This is a genomic window from Alistipes senegalensis JC50 (genome assembly GCF_025145645.1).
GTDB lineage: Bacteria > Bacteroidota > Bacteroidia > Bacteroidales > Rikenellaceae > Alistipes > Alistipes senegalensis.
This window is the reverse complement of the sequence record NZ_CP102252.1, coordinates 1285743-1309095: the sequence shown is the minus strand read 5'-3', so window position 1 is coordinate 1309095 and position 23353 is coordinate 1285743. Positions and strand designations below refer to the sequence as shown.

17 protein-coding genes and 1 tRNA gene are annotated in these 23353 nt (G+C 59.3%); 9 read left to right on the top strand and 9 right to left on the bottom strand.

Translation table 11 applies throughout. The annotated features are described in order from the left end of the window. Positions 1 to 86: 86 nt before the first annotated feature. The 5 genes from NQ519_RS05160 (at position 87) to NQ519_RS05140 (ending at position 5255) form a co-directional block, all read left to right on the top strand. Positions 87 to 1823, top strand: a complete 1737-nt coding sequence (locus NQ519_RS05160) for a beta-N-acetylhexosaminidase (protein ID WP_019152228.1) — start codon at positions 87 to 89, stop codon at positions 1821 to 1823. A gap of 1000 nt (positions 1824 to 2823) precedes the next feature. Continuing rightward, entirely contained in the window at positions 2824 to 3723 is a 900-nt protein-coding gene (locus NQ519_RS05155; RefSeq protein WP_019152230.1) for a cation diffusion facilitator family transporter, read from the top strand. Between the two features lie 239 nt (positions 3724 to 3962). Continuing rightward, positions 3963 to 4547 carry an RNA polymerase sigma factor gene (locus tag NQ519_RS05150; protein ID WP_026076822.1) on the top strand — a complete coding sequence of 195 codons (585 nt, stop codon included), beginning with the start codon at positions 3963 to 3965 and terminating at the stop codon, positions 4545 to 4547. 63 nt (positions 4548 to 4610) lie between these two features. After that, a complete protein-coding gene (locus NQ519_RS05145) occupies positions 4611 to 4760 on the top strand; it encodes a hypothetical protein (protein ID WP_019152232.1) in 150 nt (49 codons plus the stop codon). 96 nt (positions 4761 to 4856) lie between these two features. After that, on the top strand, positions 4857 to 5255 hold the full coding sequence (locus tag NQ519_RS05140; RefSeq protein ID WP_019152233.1) for a DUF488 domain-containing protein: 399 nt from the start codon (positions 4857 to 4859) through the stop codon (positions 5253 to 5255). A 27-nt stretch (positions 5256 to 5282) separates the two neighbouring features. On the opposite strand, the gene NQ519_RS05135 is transcribed toward NQ519_RS05140, so the two are convergent. The 8 genes from NQ519_RS05135 to NQ519_RS05100 all read right to left on the bottom strand — a co-directional run bounded on the left by NQ519_RS05135 (position 5283) and on the right by NQ519_RS05100 (position 17048). Continuing rightward, positions 5283 to 5870, bottom strand: a complete 588-nt coding sequence (locus tag NQ519_RS05135) for an HdeD family acid-resistance protein (RefSeq protein ID WP_019152234.1) — start codon at positions 5868 to 5870, stop codon at positions 5283 to 5285. A 95-nt stretch (positions 5871 to 5965) separates the two neighbouring features. After that, on the bottom strand, positions 5966 to 6553 hold the full coding sequence (locus NQ519_RS05130; protein WP_019152235.1) for a DNA-3-methyladenine glycosylase I: 588 nt from the start codon (positions 6551 to 6553) through the stop codon (positions 5966 to 5968). Between the two features lie 68 nt (positions 6554 to 6621). Then, positions 6622 to 7557 (bottom strand): DUF4886 domain-containing protein, encoded by a 936-nt coding sequence (locus tag NQ519_RS05125; RefSeq protein ID WP_019152236.1) that lies wholly within the window; start codon positions 7555 to 7557, stop codon positions 6622 to 6624. Positions 7558 to 7838: 281 nt separating this feature from the next. Then, positions 7839 to 8576, bottom strand: a complete 738-nt coding sequence (locus NQ519_RS05120) for a hypothetical protein (protein WP_019152237.1) — start codon at positions 8574 to 8576, stop codon at positions 7839 to 7841. Between the two features lie 27 nt (positions 8577 to 8603). Beyond that, positions 8604 to 11216, bottom strand: a complete 2613-nt coding sequence (locus tag NQ519_RS05115) for a glycoside hydrolase family 31 protein (RefSeq protein ID WP_019152238.1) — start codon at positions 11214 to 11216, stop codon at positions 8604 to 8606. Positions 11217 to 11227: 11 nt separating this feature from the next. Next, positions 11228 to 12121, bottom strand: a complete 894-nt coding sequence (locus NQ519_RS05110; protein WP_019152239.1) for an endonuclease/exonuclease/phosphatase family protein — start codon at positions 12119 to 12121, stop codon at positions 11228 to 11230. Positions 12122 to 12203: 82 nt separating this feature from the next. Then, complete coding sequence (locus NQ519_RS05105; protein ID WP_019152240.1) at positions 12204 to 14024, bottom strand: RagB/SusD family nutrient uptake outer membrane protein; 1821 nt, start codon at positions 14022 to 14024, stop codon at positions 12204 to 12206. Between the two features lie 12 nt (positions 14025 to 14036). Continuing rightward, positions 14037 to 17048, bottom strand: a complete 3012-nt coding sequence (locus tag NQ519_RS05100; protein ID WP_083871181.1) for a SusC/RagA family TonB-linked outer membrane protein — start codon at positions 17046 to 17048, stop codon at positions 14037 to 14039. Between the two features lie 531 nt (positions 17049 to 17579). Here NQ519_RS05100 and NQ519_RS05095 point away from each other — a divergent pair. From NQ519_RS05095 to NQ519_RS05085, 3 genes are read left to right on the top strand one after another with little or no spacing between them, the layout of a single operon-like run. Next, the gene (locus NQ519_RS05095; protein ID WP_044118792.1) at positions 17580 to 19142 is read left to right on the top strand and encodes a BACON domain-containing protein; all 1563 of its coding nucleotides are present in this window, start codon (positions 17580 to 17582) and stop codon (positions 19140 to 19142) included. Between the two features lie 10 nt (positions 19143 to 19152). After that, complete coding sequence (locus tag NQ519_RS05090; protein WP_019152243.1) at positions 19153 to 20538, top strand: FAD-dependent oxidoreductase; 1386 nt, start codon at positions 19153 to 19155, stop codon at positions 20536 to 20538. A 42-nt stretch (positions 20539 to 20580) separates the two neighbouring features. Continuing rightward, the gene (locus NQ519_RS05085) at positions 20581 to 21498 is read left to right on the top strand and encodes an endonuclease/exonuclease/phosphatase family protein (protein WP_019152244.1); all 918 of its coding nucleotides are present in this window, start codon (positions 20581 to 20583) and stop codon (positions 21496 to 21498) included. A gap of 122 nt (positions 21499 to 21620) precedes the next feature. Here NQ519_RS05085 and NQ519_RS05080 read toward each other — a convergent pair. After that, a tRNA-Leu gene (locus NQ519_RS05080) sits at positions 21621 to 21702 on the bottom strand. A gap of 97 nt (positions 21703 to 21799) precedes the next feature. Between NQ519_RS05080 and NQ519_RS05075 the strand changes: the two genes are divergently transcribed. Next, a complete protein-coding gene (locus NQ519_RS05075) occupies positions 21800 to 23353 on the top strand; it encodes an NAD(P)/FAD-dependent oxidoreductase (RefSeq protein ID WP_019152245.1) in 1554 nt (517 codons plus the stop codon).

The window sequence follows — 23353 nt, the reverse complement described above, 5'->3', positions numbered from 1 at the left end:
CTATTCTTTTTCTTTGTTTAATGGCCCTTTCCGGGTGCTGTTCACACGAAGCGATTCGGGTGAATCTCATTCCGCGCCCGGCGGAAATGGAGGTGCTGTCCGGGTATTTTCAGCCGGGAAACACGACGGTGGACGACTTCACGACCGTAGTTGTGGACAATTCCCGGATGGATGCGCTGGGACGGGAGGGATACGAACTTACGGTCGATCGCTCGTCGGTGAGACTCACGGCCGCCACCCAGACCGGCATTTTCTATGGGAAACGGACGCTGGAACAGTTGATGACCGACAAGGGTATTCCTTGCGTAAGGGTCAGCGACCGGCCCCGGTTTGCCTACCGGGGCATGCACATGGATGTATCGCGGCATTTCTTTCCGAAAAGTCAGGTGCTGAAGATGCTGGACGAAATGGCCCGCTACAAACTCAACGTATTCCATTTCCATCTGACCGATAACGGTGGTTGGCGCATCCGGATCGACAAATATCCGCGGCTCACCGCCGAAGGGGCATTCCGCACGCAGCGGGATTGGTATGCATGGTGGGACCGGAACGACCGTCGCTATCTTCCCGAGGGAACTCCGGGCGCTTACGGCGGATATTTCACCAAAGAGGACATCCGTGAGATCGTGACCTACGCCGCCGAGCGGCACATTACGGTCATTCCCGAGATCGAATTCCCGGCGCATTCCGACGCCGTGTTCATCGGCTATCCGGAGTTGTGCTGTACGGGCAAACCTTATACGACGGGAGAATTTTGTGTCGGCAACGAACAGGTATATACTTTTATGGAGGATGTGCTTACCGAAGTTATGGAGCTTTTCCCTTCGAAATACATCCATATCGGAGGCGACGAGGCCCGGAAAGTCGCCTGGGCGACCTGTCCGAAATGCCAGGCCCTGATCGAGCGGGAGAGACTTGACGGGATACAGGGACTCCAACCCTATATGATCGCCCGTATCCAGGATTTTCTCGCTTCGAAAGGGCGGGTTATGGTCGGCTGGGATGAAATACTGCACAACGAACTGCATTCCGAAACCTTGGTTATGTCGTATCGTGGACAGAAAGGGGCTATCGAAGCCGCTAATCGGGGCAATTATGCCGTAATGACACCCGGTGAAGTGCTCTATTTCGACTGGTATCAGGCCGATCCTTCCACTCAGCCGCGTGCCATGTACGGATATTCTCCCATTAAAAAGATGTACGCTTTCGAGCCGGTGCCGGCTGATCCGGAATCGGCGGCCCGCAACGAGTCGATCATCCGGGCCGAATTCGTGGACCCTGCGGCCGTGGAGCCGATCCGGGCGGATCGCGCCGACCGCATCGTCGGTGTGCAGGGATGTACGTGGGCTGAATATATCGAAGATGAAGAGCAACAGGAATACATGATCTTTCCGCGTCTGCTGGCTGTGGCAGAATTGGCATGGACACCGCAGGAGAAGCGCGAATGGAGCGATTTCAAAGTCCGGATGAACTCCCATATCCCACTGTTGCAGCAACGGGGGCTAAATACTTTTACGCTGAGCGACGAAGTTGAGATCACGACTCGCATTCGTTCCGGAAATAGAGCGGTTGAGGTGACTCTCGACTGTGAGAAATATCCCGCAGAGATTCGCTACACGTTAGACGGAACCCCGCCGACGCCCGACGCTTCGCTTTACGAAGCTCCTTTTACCGTGACCGATTCGACGGTGGTCCGGGCCGCCGTATGTCGGGATGGAGTGATTCGAAGTCCTGAACGGAAACAATTGGTTACTCTCGCCGCGGAGATCGACAACTATTATCCGTTCGATGTGCCGGAAATCTGGAAAGAATATTTCGATTAATCGTTCCATCGACTATTGTGCGTTATCGCCTTTTCTTTCTGGGCGGCAGACTGTGCGCAGCCTTGAAACGGAGTCGGACGTGGCTGACTTTGGGTTGATTCGGGAAAAGGTCCGGGTGGAGGGAATAACAGACAGCCCTTTTATTTTCGGCCTTCGGATTTTTCCCGTATGCCCTGGCGCGGACGAATATGCCGTTGGGTCGCTCCTGTTCCGAAAGATCGTCTTCATTTCGCAAACAGAAACGACATCGTAATTGACGTTCCGGAGGGGGCAATGCCCGATAAACACACCGGTCGATAACCGATTCGTCATAGATCGCCCCGGAGATTTGCTAGTTTTCAAAATCAAAGATCCCCGGGGCTTATCGTACGATTCAGAAGCGATCGATATTTATGTGAACGGTTCAACATCGCATATAATCGGCTTATCTATCAGGTTCAATCTATTTAGAGACGGGAGAACCAAATATTTAAAGTCATACGCTCTATATTAGTGTATAAGCGTTTGTCAATGTGTTTATGTTCCTCAATATTCCGGAACGATAACCCATATCCTCCGAGATAGTTTTGTTGTTCACGATCATTTGATGGAATATAACCATTGGAGGACTGTCTATTTATCATGGTGAAGTCATTCTAAATAAATTATCCAATTTGAAAAATCGGGACATTTTATTAAATTTGTATTCAATAACAGGAGTTGTTTGACAAGATGGAACGCAGATGCGAACAAATGCATACGACTGTTTCCTAACCATTACCTGCTATATGCAAATAGAGTCATAACTTTTTAAGTTACAACTCTATCTAAAAATGAATGGATAATACCTGAGTACTATCCATCCGTCCCGTTCTTCACGATGCCCGAAACTATCTCACCTGAAATCAAAAACACGCCGGGCTACACTTCATAAATATACTCCTCCGAGAGCAAAAACAACGCATTTTGAGGGAGTGATGCTATGGACTTTTTTCGTATTTTTAACCGCTAACTTTTATCCATGTCAGACGCCGCAGAAATCCGGAAACGACGCATTTACCGCGTGACCCTCGTCGGTTTCGCGGTCAATCTCGTGCTGTCGCTCGCTAAACTCGCCGCCGGCGTCTTCGGGCGAAGCGGCGCGATGGTCGCCGATGCCGTGCATTCGTTCTCCGACCTGGCGACCGATGTCGTCGTGATCGTCTTCGCGCGGATCTCGGCCAAGCCCCGGGACGACGGGCACGACTACGGTCACGGCAAGTACGAAACCTTAGCCACGATCCTCATCAGCATGGCGCTGGGAGTCGTGGGCGTCGGAATCCTCGTCAACAGCATCGGGGCCGTCCGGTCGGTGCTCGACGGCGGAGTGCTGCCCCGGCCCGGGCTGGTCGCCCTCGTGGCGGCAGTCCTTTCGATCGCGGCCAAGGAGATTCTCTACCGCTATACCGTGCGCGAAGGGCGCGCCATCGACAGCCCCAGCGTCGTGGCCAACGCCTGGCACCACCGCAGCGACGCCCTTTCGTCGCTCGGAACGCTCGTCGGCATCGGATGCGCCTATTTTCTGGGCGACAAGTGGCGCATCGCCGACCCGATCGCCGCGCTGATCGTGGCGGTGTTCATCTTCAAGGTGGCTTTCGACCTGATCCGCACGGGGGTGGGCGAGCTGCTCGAAAAGTCGCTCCCCGAAGAGACGGAGCGGGAGATCCTGCGCATCGTGACGCTCGATCCCGCCGTCCGGGAGCCGCACAACCTCCGCACGCGGCGTATCGGCGCCGCTATCGCCATCGAGATTCATATCCGCGTCGATGGGGCGATGACCGTCGCGCGCTCCCATGCCCTGACGGTCGGAATCGAACGCCGCCTGCGGGAGCGTTTCGGCGAGGGAACGATGATCGCCGTTCATGTGGAGCCGCTGAAATGAGCGGCGGTTTGTGGCACGGAATTTGCATGTCTCGGGCTGAAAATTGTGCCGGCAATTTCCGGCAGAGTAGAAAAATTTGGATTTTTCGGAAAATGTGCTTACCTTGCCAACGTAAAGCCTCCGGAAACTCCGATGTTTCACAAGGCCCGAACAATGATTATCGACGACAACTGTAACTCTAAAAGGATTGCCTATCGGGAAAGAAATCTACTCTTAGTAACTAATTAGGAGACGAGAGTATGAACGTGCAAGTATTAAGTGACCAGGTATTGCTTAATCACTACCTTTCAGGTGACCGGAGTGCCATATCCCAACTTATCGAACGCCACAGCCGCAGGGTGAAGGACTATATCCACATGATGGTCAAGGACCGTGATGTGGCGGACGATATTTTCCAGGAGACATTCATCAAAGCCGTCCGCGTGATCGACGAAGGCCGTTATACCGATAACGGCAAGTTCCTTTCGTGGATACTGCGCATCGCCCACAACCAGGTGATCGACCACTTCCGCGCACAGCGTCAGAACAAGTCGGTCAGCGAGTCCGAGGCCGGCTACGACGTGCTGGGCACGCTGAAACTGGCCGAACGCACCGTCGAGGACGCTATGGTCTGCGAACAGATCGAACGCGACGTGCGCGCATTGGTCGAACTGCTGCCCGCCGAACAGCGCGAAGTGGTGATGATGCGCTATTTCTCGGGTCTGAGTTTCAAGGATATAGCCGAGCAGACCAACGTGAGTATCAACACCGCGCTGGGGCGCATGCGCTATGCGCTCATCAACCTGCGGAGAATGATCAAAGAAAAAAATCTGATTCTGAGCTGACATTGCACAATAATCCCCCGGCTGGCCGCGTTATATGAACAAAGCAAGTTAATGACAGGGCCTATGGAGGATATTGACAAAAATGAGGTTTCAGACAACGGCATCTCTGAGGACGAGGATTTGATGATGCGGGAGGTGATTCAAGGCGATGCGGATTTGTGTTATTTGCATCATTACCTCTCGGAGGTCTTCCGAAACGGGGATAATTTTTAAGGGTTAATTTTTGATGGGGAAGGGCGCCGGGAGGCGCCCTTCATTTTGGAGTTCTCAGGTCCGTTTTTTGCATCTCTCCCTTCGAAACGAACAATCATGACACGGATACGGATCAAACGGGTTTACGAAGCGCCGGCGCCGGACGACGGCTGCCGGGTGCTGGTGGACAAACTTTGGCCGCGGGGCGTTCGCAAGGCAGCCCTGCAATACGATGTGTGGGCCCGGGAGATTGCGCCCTCGGCCGAGCTGCGCACGTGGTATCACGCCGATCCTGCGGCGCGGTGGCAGGAGTTCCGCCGCCGTTATACGGAGGAGTTGCGCAACTCGCAGGCCGTGCGGGATTTCGTCCGCGAAATCGCGGATGCCGGGACCGTGACGCTGCTCTACGCCTCGAAGAACGCCGCCGAGAACCATGCGCTCGTTTTGCAGGAGTATTTGCAGCGTGCCGCGGAAGAGGCGGCCGATAAACGGACAAGCGGGGCGTCACTTCGGTGACGCCCCGCTTGTCATAGGAAGCGAACTCTAACAGTCGCCGCTGAGGCAGCGGTGGGCGTTGCGGAGCTGGAGGGCCAGCGAGCAGGCCGCGACACCCGCGAAAAGCAGGGTGATGCCGACCCAGACGATGACGGCTGCGGTGCCGAACACCAGCGGCTGAAACAGAATCCACAGCGAGCACAGCAGGAGCAGGACGCCCGTGAAGACGGTCCATCCGGCGCCGGGAATCTCCAGGGCGCTCATGTCCCCGCCCAGTCCGATGGAGCTGAATCCGCGCAGCATCAGCCAGAAGCCCAGGAAGATGGGCAGCGTGGCGGCCGAGAGCGCGACGTTGAAGATCAGGATGATGCCGAGGATGATCTCGATGATGCCTCCGGCCATCATCCAGCCGCGGCCGGTGATGAAATGGCGGTTGGCCGACGAGAGCACCACTTCGAGGATGCCCGAGACCAGCATCAGCCAGCCGAAGATGAGCGACATGCCCAGATAGCTCTGGGCCGGGTAGACGAAGGTCAGCACGCCGACTGCGAACAGCGCGATGCCGACGATCAGCAGCAGCCACCAGTAGCGGACGGCTTGCTTCGAGTTTTCGATCAGTGTGGTGAAATTCTTCATGGTATATGGATTTGCCGGTTCCCGAGCAAATTGCGTACCAAACCGGACGGTTCGCCGCGGCTTTCGCCGGCCGGACTGCGGTTGAAATCCGGCGGTTAGCGCTCTGCGGCGCTCTTTTTCCGGCAGATGCAGCCGGTCAGATGATCGTTGACGAACCCTGTGGCTTGCAGATGGGCGTAGCAGATCGTGGACCCGAAGAATTTGAATCCCCGTTTTTTCATGTCCCTGCTCATGGCGTCGGACTCGGGCGACGACACCGGGATTTCGCTCAGCGACCGGAACGAGTTGACGATCGGCTTCCGGTCGGGAAAGAACGACAGCGTGTAGTCGTAGAAACTCCCGAACTCCTTTTGCAGAAGGAGGAACAGCCGTGCGTTCGTGATCGCGGCCTTGATTTTCAGCCGGTTTCTCACGATGCCGTCCGTGTGCATCAGCCGTTCGACATCTTCGTCGGTCATTCGGGCCACCCGTTCGGCGTCGAAATCGCAGAAAGCCTTGCGATACCCTTCGCGCTTGCGGAGGATCGTTATCCAACTCAATCCGGCCTGGGCGCTCTCCAGCACCAAGAATTCGAACAGCGTCCTGTCGTCGGTGACGGGTTCGCCCCACTCTTCGTCGTGGTATTTCACATACAGTTCGTCGGTTCCGCACCAACCGCAGCGGCCGTTTGTCAGATCCTGCATAATCGGAATGATTTCAATGCGGCGTAAAGATAACGGATTCTCGGCGTTGCGCCAAATATCGGCGGCCCTTACTGTGCCGCAGCACGGATTTCGTCGGCCGGGGTGCCGTTCCAGACGCTGAACCTCCGGATGCAGGCCCTTCGCGCGGCCTCCCGGCAGAGTTCGGCTTCGCGTTCCGTCAGGGCGTGGGGCGTACCCTCCAAACGGCATCCGTTTTCCGCGACGCTCGTCCCGAAAGCCGGAGCCACGAGCGACTGGAACCAGGTGCAGGCTGCCGTGTAGCGTCCCGCTTTCAGGCTCAGGTGGTAGCCGTCGCGCGTCAGGTCCAGCGAGTCGCACAGTTCGGTGGCGCGCAGGTCCTGGATCGCCGTTCCCGAGGGGATGACCACCTCGACGGAGGTGTCCGCGAGGAGCTGCCCGACCGAGGCCGTGATCGCATCGTACATCAGCCGCTGGCTTTTCTCGTAGCGTCCGAAATCCCTGTGTTCCGAATTGCGGGCATAGGCCCAGGTCTGCTGCCAGGCGATGCAGGCCCCTGCGTTGGGGCAGTGCCACCGCACGATCTCCGCCAGCCGGTCGAACCAGGGCCGGTAGGTCTGGTACATGCCCGACTTGCCCGACGCCTGTTGAAGCACCACGACATCCCACCGCTCGTCGGTGAGCCCGTCCAGCAGGGTGGCTTTCTTCGAGACGGTTTCCCAGCGGTTGTCCGTCGATTTGGAATAGGTGTACGAAGTATTGCCGGCGGCATACTCCCTGCAATGACGTTCGAGCGAACAGCCTCCGATGTAGAGGCGCCCCAATACGACGTTCCGGATTCCGGCGGCCTCCAGCAGTTCGGGCAGGTACATCATGCCGTCGTCGGTGAAGCTGTTGCCGATGCCGAGGATGCGCAGCGTGTCGGGCCGTTGCGGGATCGGGTAGTTGGGGAGTTTTTGGGCGTACAGGCTGACGCAGACCAGAGACAGTCCTACGGTCAGCAAAAGGCGCAGTGTGTGTTTCATAATCGTATGGTCGGGATGATCTTCTGTTGTATTATTTTCATGTCCGGTAAGATTCCGGTTCCGATACAAAATTAGGAATAATTCGGCAAGTTTCGTGAATAATTCGAAAAAGTGTGTTTGTCCGACCTATTCGAATCCGGGGGCGTATGCCCGGTTTTCCGGCCGGATATACGAACGAAAAAGAGGACGGATTCGAAAATCCGTCCCCGAAGGTCGCCTTGTGCTTTCGCACATTTGCAGGTTTTATTAATGAATTTTGCAAGAGACTGAGTGATCGCGTATTATTCGAATGCGAGGTATTTCCAGCCGTTTTCGGTGAAGCAGCGCACCTTGTCAACGCTCCGGTCGTAGTAGAGCGTTCCGACCGGGATCGACTTGCCGTCTAACTGCGCATTTTCATACCACATGTCGGTCGGGGCGTCGTCCAGCGCGGCCAAAGAGAACGGTACGAACGACACGGCCCAGCGGCGGCCGAAATCCACGCCTTCGTTCCGGTCGTCGGAACCGAGTTTGACCCATCCGAAATGCCGGACCGGGCGGTAGAGTCCTTTCGGGGAGTAGACCTGGATGCAGGCGATGTCGGGGGCCTGTTTGCCGATCAGCATGGTCAGACGGCAGGTTTCCGAGCCGTTCCACCCTTCGAAGAGGTGGCCTCCGTCGATGAACGAGGTTCGGGGCTTGGCCGCATTGCTGTGCCAGCGGCCCCGGCCGCCGCGCACCGAGAGCATCGAGGTGGATTCCAGAACACCTTCCACCGTATTGTAGACGGGTTGTTCTTCGGGGTCGAAGCCGTAGTTGTAGCGCACGTCCTGCCATTTTTCCCAGGCGGGGTCGATCTCTTTGCGGACCGGCACGCATTGCCGTTCCAGGGCATCGACGACGCCTCTCAGACTGTCGATTTTTGCAGTCAGGGCCGCGACCGTACGTACGAGCGCTTTCCGGTTCGTTTTCGGCTTCTGCCGGGCCGAAACGGGCAGGCAGATCGCAAGGGCCAGGAACAGCCCGATGATCTTTTTCATGTTCTCTTGTTTTACGGGAGGGATGAATTACAATGTTCCGATCTGTTCTCGCAGTCGTTTTTTGAAGTTTTCTCCGATGATTTCCAGTTTGTCGGTTGTCCGGAACAGCGCCGCCCGGTTGCCGTCGAAAGCGTCGATGAATTCGCGGATGCGGAAAGGCTCCTCCTGAATGAAGTTGGGGCATTGCGAAACGCCGAGATACTCCTTGGGCAGCATCAGGTAGGTCTCCCCGAAGCGACCCTGTTCGAGTTTGAATTCGACGGTGAGTTCCGTGCAGCGTTTGAAAATGCCGCTTTTGCCGTATAGCTCCGGTTGACGGGCCGCCGCGTCGTCGTCGAGGATGAGCTCCACAGCGAGGGGCTTGTCGCAGGGTGCGGCGCCCGTGTAGACGACCGGGGCGAGCGTGTAGGCGTCGTAGGTCCATTGGCCGGCCTTCGGGAAGCGGGCGTAGGGAATTTCGCGGCTGTCGATCTTCACCGTCCGGGGCGGGAAGGTCGCGGGGAATCGCAGTTCGTAGCTGCGGCTCTCGGGAGCTCCCGCATAGGAGCCTTCGCGGGGCGCGATGACGGCGCGGACGGTGTTGCCCTCCTGCTTCTTCGTGACCCGCGTGACCGCATAGTCGGTCGTGTAGTGCTGGCTGATGCCGTCGTCCTCGTAGTGGTTCAACTCTCCGTCGGCCCCCGGGATGAAGGTCAGCACGAGGGTGTCGCAGGGCTGCTGGAGGTTTTTGACCGTCGGGGGATTCATCGGGAGGATGGCTCCGGCCCGGGCGTACCAGGGATTTTCGGCGAGGGTGTAGTGCAGCTCCTCGGTGCGGCCGCCCTCGTACATGGCTCCCGTGGCGCAGTCGTACCATTGTCCCTCGGGGAACCAGATGCGGCGCGCGGCCAGCCCCGTGACGCTGTCGGCGGGTTCCGCGACGGCCGTGGCGAGGATGTCGTTGCCGAACATGAACTGCTCGGGGACTTCGTAGGCCGCGTCCTGCTCGGGGTGATCGTAGTACATCGGGCGGCACATTCCGACGCCGGTGTCGTAGTTTTCGCGGGCGGCGGCGTAGATGTAGGGCGCCAGGGTGTAGCGCAGGCGGATGGCATCGCGCAGGATGAAGAGCTGGTCGGGGAAACACCAGATGTAACGCTCGATGCGCGGGTCCTTCGTGGAGTGGGTTTTGAAGATCGGGGTGAAGACGCCGTACTGGAGCCAGCGGGTGTAGAGCTCCGGATCGGTGTGCGTCTGCTCCGCGCGGAACAAGTGGCCGCCGATGTCGTGTCCCCAGTAGCCGTAGTTTACGTTCGAGGAGGTGGCGGTGAATTGCGGCAGGTAGGCCAGCGTGCCCCACGTGGCGTAGGTGTCGCCCGAGAATGCCAGCGGATAGCGGTGCGATCCGAGTCCGCCCCAGCGGTGGTAGATGAAGGGCCGCAGTTCGGGATTCTGCCGCTCGGCATGGCGGAAGAAGGTGTGGTTGAGCCAGAAGGTGTTCGACAGCCCGGGGGTGAACTTCGATTCGGTCCACTGCTGCCAGTCGAGCCACCAGAAATCCACGCCGTCACGCTCCATCGGGCTCAGCACGGTCTTGAAATAGGCGTCGGCCCACTTCCGGTCGTCGATGCGGAACGGCACGCTCTTGCCCTTTTCGGTCCACCCGTATTCCCGGGTGAAAGCGTCGTAGACATCCTCGCAGGGCTGGATGCCCGAGGCGGGATGGAGGTTGAGCGCGACCTTCAGCTGCTCGTTTTCGGTCCATCGGAGGAAATTCGCGGGCGAGGGGAAGAGCTCTTTTTGCCAGGTGTAGCCGGTCCAGCCGATGCGCTGTCCGTATTCGTCCCTGGGAGGGTTCTTCTTGCGCAGCCTCCAGGTCTCGTGCCAGTCCATGTCGATGATCAGCACGTCGAGCGGCACGTCCATCGACTTGAGTTTCTGCACCAGATCTACGAACTCGTTGTCCGAATACTGCCAGTAGCGGCTCCACCAGTAGCCGAAGGTGTACTTCGGGGGCAGCGGCGCCCGGCCTGCGACGAGCTGGAAATCGGCCAGCGCCTGTTTGTAGTCGTGCCCGTAGGCGAAGAGATACAGGTCCTGCCGGTCGCCTGCGGGGCGCGCTTCGACCCACTCCTTCCACACGGAGCCGTCGGGCGTCAGCACGTGGCGCGGGCTGTCGTCCACGACGGCCCATCCCGAACGCGAAAGGAGCCCTTGCTCCATCGGTTCGCGCCCCAGCTTCTTGCCGTCGCATCTGTCGAGCGTGCGGGTCGTGCCCATGAGATTCTGCGGGTCCTCCGTGCCGGGTGTCCATACGACCTCGCGGCCGTTGAGCCGGAAGACGGCTTTCAGGTTTTTGTCCGAAAACCTGCCGCCTTTGGTGTAGGTCAGCGTCAGGGCCGGGGTGGTGATGGTCAGCCGGGATTTCGTGTCGCGGACCTTGAAGTCCGGCACGGGCGTCCGGCGGTTGACGAAGGTCAGCGTGGCGCGGTCTTCGAACCGGCCGTCCTCGCTCCACTCCATGCGGATCAGCTGCGGGGTGAGCACCGTGAAGCGTGCGTTGCCCGCCTCGACGACGGCCCGCGGGTCGGCTTCGGGATTCCCGGCCGTTGCGCCCAGCGTCAGCCACAGGGCCGTAAGAAGAATTGTCGCTCTTTTCATAGATGAACTGTTTAGGGGAGAATGAACCGGGCCTTTACGGGGTAGTGGTCCGAGATGTAGGGCGCACCGTAATTCCCGGTCAGGGTTTTGAACAGGGAGGCCGTGCAGCCCGAATAGAAAATGTGGTCGAGCTTGTAGGCGGAGGTGGTTTTGTAGCCGTTATACGTGGCTTCGCTGTCCGTGTCGGATGCCGTTCTGCGCGCATCGCGCATGGTGCGGAACAACGGAGCGAAAATGTTGTCCGTCGTGTCCGAATTGAAATCCGCCGTGAGGAATACCGGGTATGACTCCGTGTTGAATTGTTTGATTTTCGAGGCGATGAGCTTGATGGACTCCTCGCGTGCTGTGGCGCCCTGATGGTCGAGGTGCGTGTTTAGGTGGTAGAATCGCTTGCCGGAGGCTTTGTGCTCGAAAAGTCCCCACGTGCATGTCCGGTTATAGGCGGCATCCCAGCCTTTGGAGGGGATGTCGGGAGTCTGGGAGAGCCAGAAGGTCCCCTTGTCGAGCAGTTCGACTTCGGTCGTAAGGTAAAAAACGGCCATGCACTCCTCTGCCGCGTAGCTTTCGGTTTCGGGCGGAATAGCGCCCGTGTCGCGTCCCAGCCCGTACCAGGCGTAGTCCGGGCAGTTTTTGGCCAGATAGGTGATTTGATGGGGCTGCGCCTCTTGAAGCCCCATGACCGTAGGCCGTTCCTGTCTTATCATGGCGGCGGATGCCGGTTTGCGGTTGTCCCAGGCGTTGTCTCCGTCGGCGGCGTTGTCTACACGGATGTTGAACGATACGACCGTAACGAAAGTCAGGCCGCCGTCGTTGCCGCCGCTCCCGTCTTCGTTGTCGGAGGAGGTGCAGGCTCCGAGGGAGAGCAGCGCGAGGCCGGACAGAAGATAGCGGATCGTTTTTTTCATATTCGGATGGTTGGATGGTCGTTCATGCGTTTTTTATACGCCGCGGCGGGTGTCGGACTCCCGCCGCGGCGTATGGTTCCGGTCAATAGCCGTAATTTTGTTTGAGGTTCTTGTTCACGAGCACGTCGGTTGCGGGCAGCGGCCAGAGATAGTGTATCTCCGGATTGAATACCCGGTTGTAAAGCGCGGTGATGTGGGGGCGGTTTTCCCGGCTGAAAGTGGCGTCCATCTCCGGACATCCGCTCTCGTCGATCGCGGGCGTGGGGATGAACCACTGTCCGTCGGTCATCACCTTTTTCAGTACGTTGGCGCCTGCGTTGTACTTGATCGTCCAGTCGCTGTAATTGAGCACCTTCTCGGCGATCCGCCAGCGCAGGAGGTCATAGATGCGCAGCCGCTCGAACGCGAACTCCATCCGGCGTTCGGTGCGCAGAATGGTGCGCAGTTCGCTTTGGCTGCGGGTGACGATCGCCGGATACTTGTCCGTTTCGGTGTGCTGGACCCCGTAGGCGCGGGCGCGGACCCGGTTCATGGCTTCGAGGGTCGCATCGTCGATCTCGTTCAGCTCGATCTTCGCCTCGGCATACATGAGCAGCACGTCGGCGTAGCGCATGATGATCTTGTCGGGGTCGGCCTGATAGTCGTCCGTCCAGTCCTTGTCGATGCCTTTGCGCTGCACCAGCCCGGTGCGCGACGGAAGACGCGATTCGCTGGCCGTCACGATGTTGTCGGGGTTGGTGATGTTGCGTCCGACGTTCGAGTCCCAGACCTGTTCGACATCGAAGCGCGGGTCGTAGACCACGCCGCAGAAATCCGTGCCGAACTCCACGATGCTCTCCGCCAGGCGCGGGTCGCGGTTCTTGAACGGATCGGCCGGGTCGTAGAGCGGCGATTCGTCGATGGGCTTGCCGTCGGTGCAGAGGAACGCGCAGAAGAGGTCCCAGGTCGGGAACTCCGAAATGGTGCCGCCCAGTCCGATGGGGATGTTGGCCGTGATGCTCGTCCCCTGGAGGTACTGCCGTTTGTTGTCGGCGGCGTAGGCCAGCGAACGGGGGATGCAGAAGACCGACTCTTCGGCGTTGTGCGTCTTGTTCAGGAACAGTTCGCCGAAGTCGGCGTGGAGCTGGTAGACGTTCAGGTCCATGCACGCCTTGGCGGCGTCGCGGGCGATGCCGTAATGATAGGCGGCTTTGTCGGCGTCGCGCATGGCGGCGTCATAGGTGTAGAGCGAGGCGAAATAGAGCGCCACGCGGGCCTTCATGGCGTAGGCTGCGCCTTGGGTCGCACGCACCACGGCTCCCTGATAGGTCTCCGGGCAGTGGGCGGCGGCATAGTCGAAATCGTCGTAGACGTGTTCGAGAACCTCCTCGCAGGGGGTGCGGCCGATGTCGTAGGCTTCTTCGAGTGGAATGTCGCGGGTGAAATAGACCGGATCGCCGAAGAGCATCATGATCCGCGAGTAGAAGCAGGCCCGGTAGAAGCGCGCGCAGCCTTCGTAGCGTTCGTACAGTTCGGGATCGAGGCTGGCCTTGGCTTTGGGCATGTTTTCGAGGATGGCGTTGCAGCGCGTGATTCCCTTGTAGGTCAGGCTCCACATGTTCGTCGTGGCGGCATGGGTGGCGGTGAGGGTTCCGGCCTTGAAGGCGACCAGCGCGTTGCGCCGCATCAGGTCGTCGGTGATCTCGTCCATGTCCATGACTCCCGATCCGGTGAACTCGTAGCGTTCCTGGGGCCAGAACTGCTGGAGCAGCAGGGTGTTGAGCGACATCTCGATCTTCGGGCCGTCGTCGTACCACGTTTCGGCCGAGGGATTGTCGAGCGGGTTGAGATCCAGATTCGTGCAGGCCGTGCCGAGCAGTGCGGCGGCCGTACAGAGCGCGATGTATTTCGTTGATGTTTTCATGAACGCGGGAGATTAGAATTTGATGGAAGCCGTGAAGATGACGGATTTGGTGATGGGGTAGCCCGTCGAGCTGACCTCCGGGTCCCAGCCCTTGGGGAAGTGGCTGAACGTGAAGAAGTCGGACAGCGTGGCCGAGAGGCGCAGGTCCTTGACGAAGATTTTCCGCAGCCATCTCTGCGGCAGGGTGTAGCCCAGCGTGATGTCCTTGATGCGGAAATAGGAGCCGTCGATGAGCCAGTAGTCCGACACGGCGTAGTTGGCCGTCGTGGTGCCGCTGTTCTGCGAGTAGCGGGGATAGCGCACGCGGCGGTTCTGTTCGATGGTGTTGAAGACGCTCCAATGGTCGTTGACCACGAATTTCGGCACGTTGTACCAGCCCGTGCGCAGCGGCTGGACCATTTCGTCGGTCAGCAGCGCGTCGCGTTTGGCTACGCCCTGGAACGTGCACCCCAAGTCGAAACCCTTGTAGGCGAGGTTGATGCTGCCGCCGAAGTTGTAGCGCGGCATCGAGCTGCCGATCACCGTGCGGTCGTACGTCGCCGAGATCGTGCCGTCGGGCGTGCCGTCCTTGCCGCTCAGATCGACGTAGCGCACGTCGCCCGGCTGGTTCGACGACGAGACCGTCGGATTGCCGGCCACCTCTTCGGCGGTCTGGAACAGTCCGTTGCTCCGGTAGCCGTACCAGGCTTTATATTCCGTGTTCGACTGGATGATTGTGCCGCCGCTGAGCTGGTAGTCGTTGCCGATGTAGCCCATCATCGACTTGTAATCCGAGAGATTCACGGCGACCGAGTAGCTGAAATCGTCGCCGATATGGTCGCTCCACGCGACGGAGAGGTCCCAGCCTTTGGTGTTCATGTCGCCCGAGTTCTTATAGGGGGCCGTGTAGCCCAGATAGGAGGGGATGTCCACCAGGATGAGCATGTCGCGCGTGGTCTTTTTATAGTAGTCGGCCGTGATCCGCAGGCGGTCGTTGAGGAAATTGACGTCGATGCCCACGTCATAGGTTTCGGTGGTCTCCCAGGTGATGTCGTCGAGAACCATCTGATAGGCCGAGAACCCTTGCAGGGCCTGTACCAGACTTGAGGAACCGACGAAACCCACCGGGTCGTTCGACGAAAGGGTCGATTGGTAGGGGTAGTTGCCGATGCGGTCGTTGCCCAGCTGTCCGTAAGATGCGCGCAGCTTGAGGAACGAGAGTACGTTGCGCGCCCCCTCCATGAATTTCTCCTGCGTGAGGACCCAGCCGGCCGACACCGAGGGGAAGAATCCCCAGCGGTTGCCTTTCTTGAAGCGTCCCGAGCCGTCGTAGCGGAAGTTCGCCTGGGCGTAATATTTCGATTTGTAGTTGTAGTTCACGCGGCCGAACACCGAGACGTAGGCGTTTTCGTAGGGCGAGTTGTTCACGCCGGCCCCCATCAGCTCGGTGGAGCCCATCGACAGATAGGGGTAGTAGCTGATCTTGAACTGGTCGCGGGAGGCGTAGATGTCCTCGTAGTGTTTGTAATAGTCCTCGACGCCGGCCATGACGCTCAGGTGATGGTCGCCGTTGCGTCCCAGGTCGATGTCGTAGTTGGCGAAGAGCTGGGTGGTGTGCGTATAGGTGTCCGTGCGGCTCTCCTTGAGGTCTGTGGTCGTGGCGCCGGAGAGGTACGAGGGCGTGACCGTGGGATCGTTCCAGGGCGTGTAGGGCACGGCGATGTTGAAATCCTTGTCCTTTTCGAACACGTATTTGGGTACGAACGCACCCGTGATTTTCAGCCCTTTGACGGGCGTGATCTCGACCTGGAACTTGCCGCCTCCGAGCCACGTCTCGTTGCGTTTCGTACCGCCCTCCATCATCTTGCCGTAGGGGTTGATGCCCTCTTTTCCCGAGGCGGTACGGCCGTCGCTCCACTCGGCGGCGAACGTCGGCGGCATGTAGCGCATCGTACTCGACGGGCTGTAATAGGGATTCACCGACTTGGTTTTGCGCATGTTCAGGTCGAGCGACACGTTGAGCCATTTGGCCAGCCGGATGTCGTTGTTGGCCCGCACGGTGAAGCGTTTCCACGAAAGGTTCTTCCGGAAAAGACCGTCCACATCGTCGTAGCCCAGGCTGATTTTCGTGCGCGTGGTCTTGCCGGCGGAGGAGATGCTCAGGGCGTGCGACTGGCGCAGGGCGTTCTTTTTGAGGATCATGCCGAGCCAGTCGGTGTCCGGATAGAGATCGGGATTCTGCGCGTGGAATTTCCGGTAGTCGGCGATCTCCTCCTGCGTGTAGACGCTGTACAGACCGCCCGACGGCGTGTCGTTGTACATCTGTTCGTTCTGGGCCTTCATGTAGCCCACGGCGTCTTCGTATTCGGGCATGCGGGTCGGATAGTCGAGCGAGATCGAATAGGTGTAGTCCACCGAGGTCGGTTCGCCGCTCTTGGCGCGTTTGGTGGTGATGAGGATCACGCCGGCGGCGGCGCGGGCTCCGTAGATGGCGGCCGAGGCGGCGTCTTTCAGCACGGAGATATTCTCCACATCGGCCGGATTGACATCGCCGATCGCTCCGGGAGCGCCGTCGATGATGACCAGCGGCGAGCTGTCCTTCATCGAGGTGATGCCGCGGATGCGGATGGTGGCATTGGCGCCGGGGGCTGAATTGGTCCTCGTCACGGTGACTCCGGGCAAAGCCCCTTGAAGGGCGTTCGAAATCTGGCTGGTTTTGCGGGCGGTGAGTGCCGTGCCGTCAACGCTGGCGATGGCGCCCGTAAGATCCTTTTTGCGCATCGTGCCGTAGCCGACCACCACCACGTCGTCCATCTCGTTGACGGCTTCGCGCAGGATTACCTCCACCTGCGTTTTGCCGGCGGCGGGGACTGTCTGGGTTTCGTAACCGATAAATGAGATTTGCAGGACGGGCTGGGTGCCTGCGTCGAGTTTGATGGAGAATTTTCCGTCTGCGTCGGTCGTGGTGCCGAGCGTGGTGTTCTGAACGATGACGGTGGCTCCGTAGATGGGTTTACCTTGCTCTGTTTGCACGGTCCCTTGAATTGTTCTTCCCTGGGAGAAGGCGGAAGTGGAGAAAAAGAGGGTTTCGATGAGAAATAAAAGAGATGCTAAAATGAAATTACCTAAATTCCCCCCCCCGCATTAGAAAAAAATGTCGGAAGTTTTTTCATAATAATTAAATTAGTAGTATATTTGTGATGCCTACCTGCCCACACGGAACAGAGTTGGAAGGCTGAAAACCGTGTGGTAGACAATGCGAATATACGTGGATATTTTGTAAAAACAAAGAAATAGCCGCGTTTTTTGCAGATTTCATCTTTTGTATTTCAGTGTGCCTCGCTCGACGATTTCCGGTTCCGGCCGGATTCTTCGGTAACGGGCATCGCGGTTCACAACGGGGATCGGCTCCCTGTCGGATGGGTGTCCGCGGTCGAAACAGGCGTGTTTCGTTGTCTTTCGGTGTCGGTTATGTATTGTGATCCGAAAGTTTGAAACGGAACGGAGCCTTCGGCTGCAACGGCGCTCCGGCTGACGGCCGCTCCGCGCAACTTATTAATTAAAAAACAGATTCTCATGAAACGTTATTTTATAGGTATCTTTCCGGCAGCAGCGATGGTCGCCGCTGTGCTGCTGCCCGGATGTGAAAATGAAAACAATGTGACCGGGGGCAAGGCGAATGTCTCGGTTCCCTCGCAGGTGGTGCTGGACGACATCGCCGGGGACGGCGACATCCGCACGTTCGATGTCGAGAGCGACGGCTACTGGTCGGTGATTGCCACGGGGACCGATGGCGATACGGCTCCCTGGATCTCGGTCGAGCCCGCGCAAGGTATCGGCAACGGGAGCGTGACCCTTTCGTTCGCCAAGAATCCCAGCAACAGCGTTTCGCGGTCGGGGCAGGTGTGCGTGCAGCTGCGGGACGAGTCGAAGAGCGTGCAGCTGCCCGTCGTGCAGGGAGCCGCCTCCTATCTGACCGGATTCCAGCCTTTCGTACACCTGATCGAATTCGTCAAGGGCGACATCGACAACTGTGTCAGCGGCAAGGTCAACGAGGCGAAGAACGCTTTCCTGTTCAATGACGGGGCGAGCATCACGCTGACCGGAGCCGGCGATATGACGGCGGCCGGCCTGACCGCGGACCGTTATTACACCGGTGTGCTGAGGGCTTCGGGCTGGGATGCGGAAAATGCCGCGTGGACCGTGGCGGTTCCCGTGACCAGCGAATTGTCGGGGACGCTTTCGTTCGGCTTCGGCATGCTGACCAACTCCTCTTCGCTCTGCGCCGTCCCCCGCGATTGGAAAGTGGAGTGGAGCGGCGACAATGCGACCTGGCACGATATCGACGCGTTCTATGCCTGGAACGGCAAGAGCGCCTGCCCGACGGAAAGTTCCGTCAATGAGGACAAATCGGTGTCGTTCGCGCTGCTGCCCAACATCAACGCGGATGCCTACAACCACCGGCAGGCGGTCTTCACCATTCCGACTTCCGCTCCTCTGGCCAAGGGAAGCACGCTCTACGTGCGTGTGGCCAAGGCCGGCGACACGCCTGTCAAGGGCACTGCGATCGACCCGTCGCACATCGTCCGTTTCACGTTCGGATGCTGCATATCCCAGTTCGAAAAGAAAGCCTACCACACGACGACGATGCCCGTAGGCGAGCAGGTCGTACTGGCTCAGGGATTCGACGAATGCCTTTCGGGACTGGATTACATGTCGGACATCGGCCACCTGGCCTATGTGACCGGGGCGGCCTATGACGCTCCGGAGGGCTGGAGCGTTTCGGGAACCGTGACCGCCTCCATCGGATATGTCCGCCTGGCGGCCAAGGGCGTGCTGACCACGCCGGCGCTCGCATCGCTCGGCTCGACGCCGACCGACATCGTCGTTTCGTTCAAAGCCGTGGTCCGGTGCAGCTCCACGGATGCCATTGATAAGAAGGAGATCACGGTGCAGGTGGCCGAGGGCGACGGTACGGTCGAGGCGCAGCCCGATATGACCGGAGAGTTCACGAAGCGCGACGACTGTTTCACGTGGCGTACCTTCACGGTGCGCGTGGCCGGAGCGACGGCTTCGACCAGACTGGCGTTCAGCAACACGGGACAATGGTTCCTGGATGACATTGTCGTAACCAAATAACCGGCAGGCTATGGACAGACGGGATTTTCTGAAAAAGGCGGGAGCCGCGACTTTGCTGCTCTCTGCGGGAAAGGTGCTTTCCGCCGCGGAAACGGTGGAGGACTCCGTGACTCCGGACGGGAACGTTGCGGAGAAGAAACGCCGCGTGCCGGTAAGCCGTACGGCCGATGTCGTGGTTTGCGGCGGAGGTCCTGCCGGTATCGGCGCCGCCGTCGAGGCGGCCCGTTCGGGGGCCCGGGTCGTGCTCGTCGAGCATGCCGGGTTTCTGGGCGGCACCTGGACGGCCGGGCTGCTGGGCGTCATGCTCGACCACGAGAACAAGACGGGTCTGATGCAGGAACTGAAGCAGACGCTCACCGAACGCAAGTGGCGCAATACGAAGGTCTGGACCGACGAACTTTTTACGTTCGATGTCGAGCGGATGAAACTGCTGCTCGACGAACTGTGCGCCGAGCATAAGATCGAAGTGCTGCTTTATACGTCGGTCGTGGCGGCCGTCGTGGACCGGGGGCGCATCACGCATGTCGTCACCGAATCCAAGTCGGGCCGCGAGGCGATCGCCGGGGAGATCTTCATCGACGCGACGGGCGACGGCGACGTTGCTGCGTTGAGCGGCTGCGGATTCGACTGGGGCGATGCCGACGGGCATGTGCAGCCGATGTCGATGCTGGGGCTGGTGACGGGAGCCCGTTTCGAGGAGATCGAGGACTGCGTGCTGTGGAACGGCCGGAAGACCCGGAGGGCGTCCAAACGGAATCTGATTGCCGAAATCCGCCGGGGCGGTTTCGAGGCGAGCTACAAGATGCCGTGTCTGTTCCTGCTCCACGACGATCTCTATGCGCTGATGGCGACGCACCAGTACGGCGCTAAGAGCATCAGCCGCGACGACCTGACGAGGGCGAGCATCGAAGGCCGCCGCGAAGTGCACAGGATCGTCGATTCGCTCCGCTCGCTGGGCGGCCGCTGGGAGGGGCTGAAGCTCGTGGCCACGGCGTCGCAGATCGGATGCCGCGAAGGCCGGCGCATTCACGGGCTTTACACGGTTACGGAGCAGGATCTGGTCGAAGGACGCCGCCACGAAGACGCTGTCTGCGAGGTGTGTTACGGAGTCGATGTCCATTCGGTGCATCTCGAAAGCGAGGGCAAGGGAGGCTCCTATACGCGCGGCATCAAGTCGAAGCCCTACGACATTCCGCTGCGGGCCCTGATCGCCCGGGATGTCAAGGGGCTGATGATGGTGGGCCGTTGCATCAGCGGCGATTTCATCGCCCATTCCAGCTACCGGGTCAATTCCAATTCCGTCATACTGGGCCAGTCGGCCGGACGGGTGGCTGCGACGGCCGTGCGCGAGCACAAGGCGCCGCAGGAGATACGCTTCCATTACAGTCAGTTGTGAATGGACGGTCGAACGAATACGAATTGTTAAATACGAACGAAAATGAAAAAATTGCAATATCTGTTTTATGCTGCGGCATTTTTCGCCCTGGGATGTTCCTCGGGCAAATCGGAAGGCGAGGAGCCGACTCCGGCTCCCGAAGGACCCTCTTCCGAAGTGTTTTCCCTGAAAGTGATGTCTTTCAACATCCGTTACAGCAATACGACGGATCAGGGCGAAAAGTCTTGGTCGCAGCGCCGGAAGCCTTGTGTCGATATGATCAAGGATGTGAATCCCGGAGTGATCGGCATGCAGGAGTCGCGCACCGAGCAGCGCAATTACCTGAAAACGATGCTCACGAAATACGAACTGCTCGAAGTGCCGAACACCGGAACGGGTTCCGGCGGAAATTCGACGGTGCTTTACCGTACCGATCTCTTCACGCGTGTCGATTGGGGGTATTTCTACCTGAGCGAGACTCCCGAGACGCCCTCCGCACCGTGGGATGCGACCAATTCGGCTCGCCGCTCCTCCGTGTGGGTGCATTTGAAAGACAATGCTTCGGGGCGGGAGTTCGTCTTCCTTTCGACGCACTTCCCCGAATCGAATACCTCGGCTGCGGACAATGAGGCGCGCTTGAAGTGTGCGCAGCTCAATGTGAATAAAATGAAGGAGATCGCCGGGAGCCTGCCCGTCTTTATCGTGGGCGACATGAACTGCTCCTACGCTGCCGACGATACACGCCGGTCGGCGCTGGCGCCTTACTATGCGTGGATGCAGTCGGGCCGGGAGAAGGCTCCCGACCGCGACAGCGCTTACAGTTATAACAATTTCGGCGGCGGAACGCCGTCGGCACGCTGGAATCTCGACCACATATTTTACAAGGGCGTTAAGCCGGTCCGTTTTCAGACGGTCACTTCGCCGAATTACGGTGTGACTTATCTTTCGGATCACTATCCGATCACGCTTACGGTCGAATAACCGCCGACTGCCGGAAAAAAGAATCCGCTCCTGCCGCATATTGCAGCAGGAGCGGATTTCATTCTTAATATACGGACGAAAAAGAGGACGGATTCGAAAATCCGTCCCCGAAAGTCGTTTTGTGCGGATAAAGGGACTCGAACCCCCACGCCGTAAGGCATCAGATCCTAAGTCTGACGTGGCTACCAATTACACCATATCCGCATCGGTAAGACAAAGGTAGGCAAAAATTCACAAATAGCAATCGGTGAAGGGGATTATCCGGGTTTTTTGGTTATTTTTGTAGACAAAATTCCGTAATATGCCGCAGCAGATAACCCTCACGCTCACACCCCGGCAGGCCGCCGATGCGAAGTTCTACACCGCGCAGGCAGCCCGTCGCATGGGCATCCGCGAGGCGGACATCGCGCTGGCGAGGGTCGTGAAACGGTCGATCGACGCCCGTCAGCGGCAGGTGAAGGTGAATCTCACGCTGGAGATCTATGCCGACCGCGAGCCGCAGCCCAGACCGGTGCATTTCGACTATCCCTCGGTCGAGGGTCGTACGGAGGTGGTGATCGTGGGCTCGGGGCCCGCGGGGTTGTTCGCCGCCCTGCGGCTGATCGAACTGGGGCTGCGGCCCGTGATTCTGGAGCGCGGCCGCGATGTCTCGGCCCGCAAGTGCGACATCGCGCAGATCAACCGCAACGGTGCTGTCGATCCCGATTCGAACTACGCTTTCGGTGAGGGCGGGGCCGGGACCTTCTCCGACGGCAAGCTCTTCACGCGCAGCAAGAAGCGCGGCGACTACAACAAGGCGCTGCAAACGCTCGTGTTCCACGGCGCGACGCCCGAAATACTCTACGAGGCGCATCCGCATATCGGCACCGACCGTCTGCCGCGCATCATGCAGAACATCCGGCAGACGATCGTCGATGCGGGCGGCGTGTTCCGCTTCGAAAGCCGCGTCACGGACCTGAAGATCGAAAAGGGCCGCATCCGCGGCGTGTGGTGCGGCGACAGCCTGATCGAAGGCGCCGCCGTGGTGCTCGCCACAGGCCATTCGGCGCGCGATATTTACGAACTGCTCCACCGCCGCGGCGTGCGCGTCGAGGCCAAACCTTTCGCTATGGGGGTGCGCATCGAGCATCCGCAGGCGTTGATCGACTCGATCCAGTATCATTGCGAGGCGCGCGGCGAATACCTCCCGGCGGCCTCCTATTCGCTGGTGAGCCAGGAGAACGGCCGCGGGGTTTACTCGTTCTGCATGTGTCCCGGGGGATTCATCGTCCCGGCCATGACCGATGCCGCGCAGTCGGTGGTCAACGGCATGTCGCCCAGCGGCCGCACGTCGCCCTATGCCAATTCCGGACTGGTGACCGAGGTGCGTCTGGCGGATTTCGAACACCTGCGGAGCGAGTGGGGCGAGTTGGCGGGGCTGCGGTTCCAGCAGCAGTTCGAGGAGTTGGCCCGCCGCGAGGGCGGGGAGCACCAGATCGCTCCGGCACAGCGGGTTACCGACTTCGTGGCGGGACGTGCGAGCGGATCGCTGCCCGCGACCTCCTACATTCCCGGTGTCACCCCCTCGCGGCTCGACCGCTGGATGCCCGGCTTCATCGCGCAGGGACTGCGGCAGGGGCTCACGACCTTCGGCCGCCGGATGCAGGGCTATGTGACTGCCGAGGCGCTGGTCGTGGGCGTGGAGTCGCGGACCTCGACTCCCGTGCGCGTGCCGCGCGACCCCGGGACGCTGATGCACCCCGAGACGGAGGGGTTGTTCCCCGCAGGCGAAGGGGCGGGGTATGCCGGCGGCATCATCTCCGCGGCGCTCGACGGCGAACGAATCGCCGAAGCGGTGAAAAATTATATCCGATAA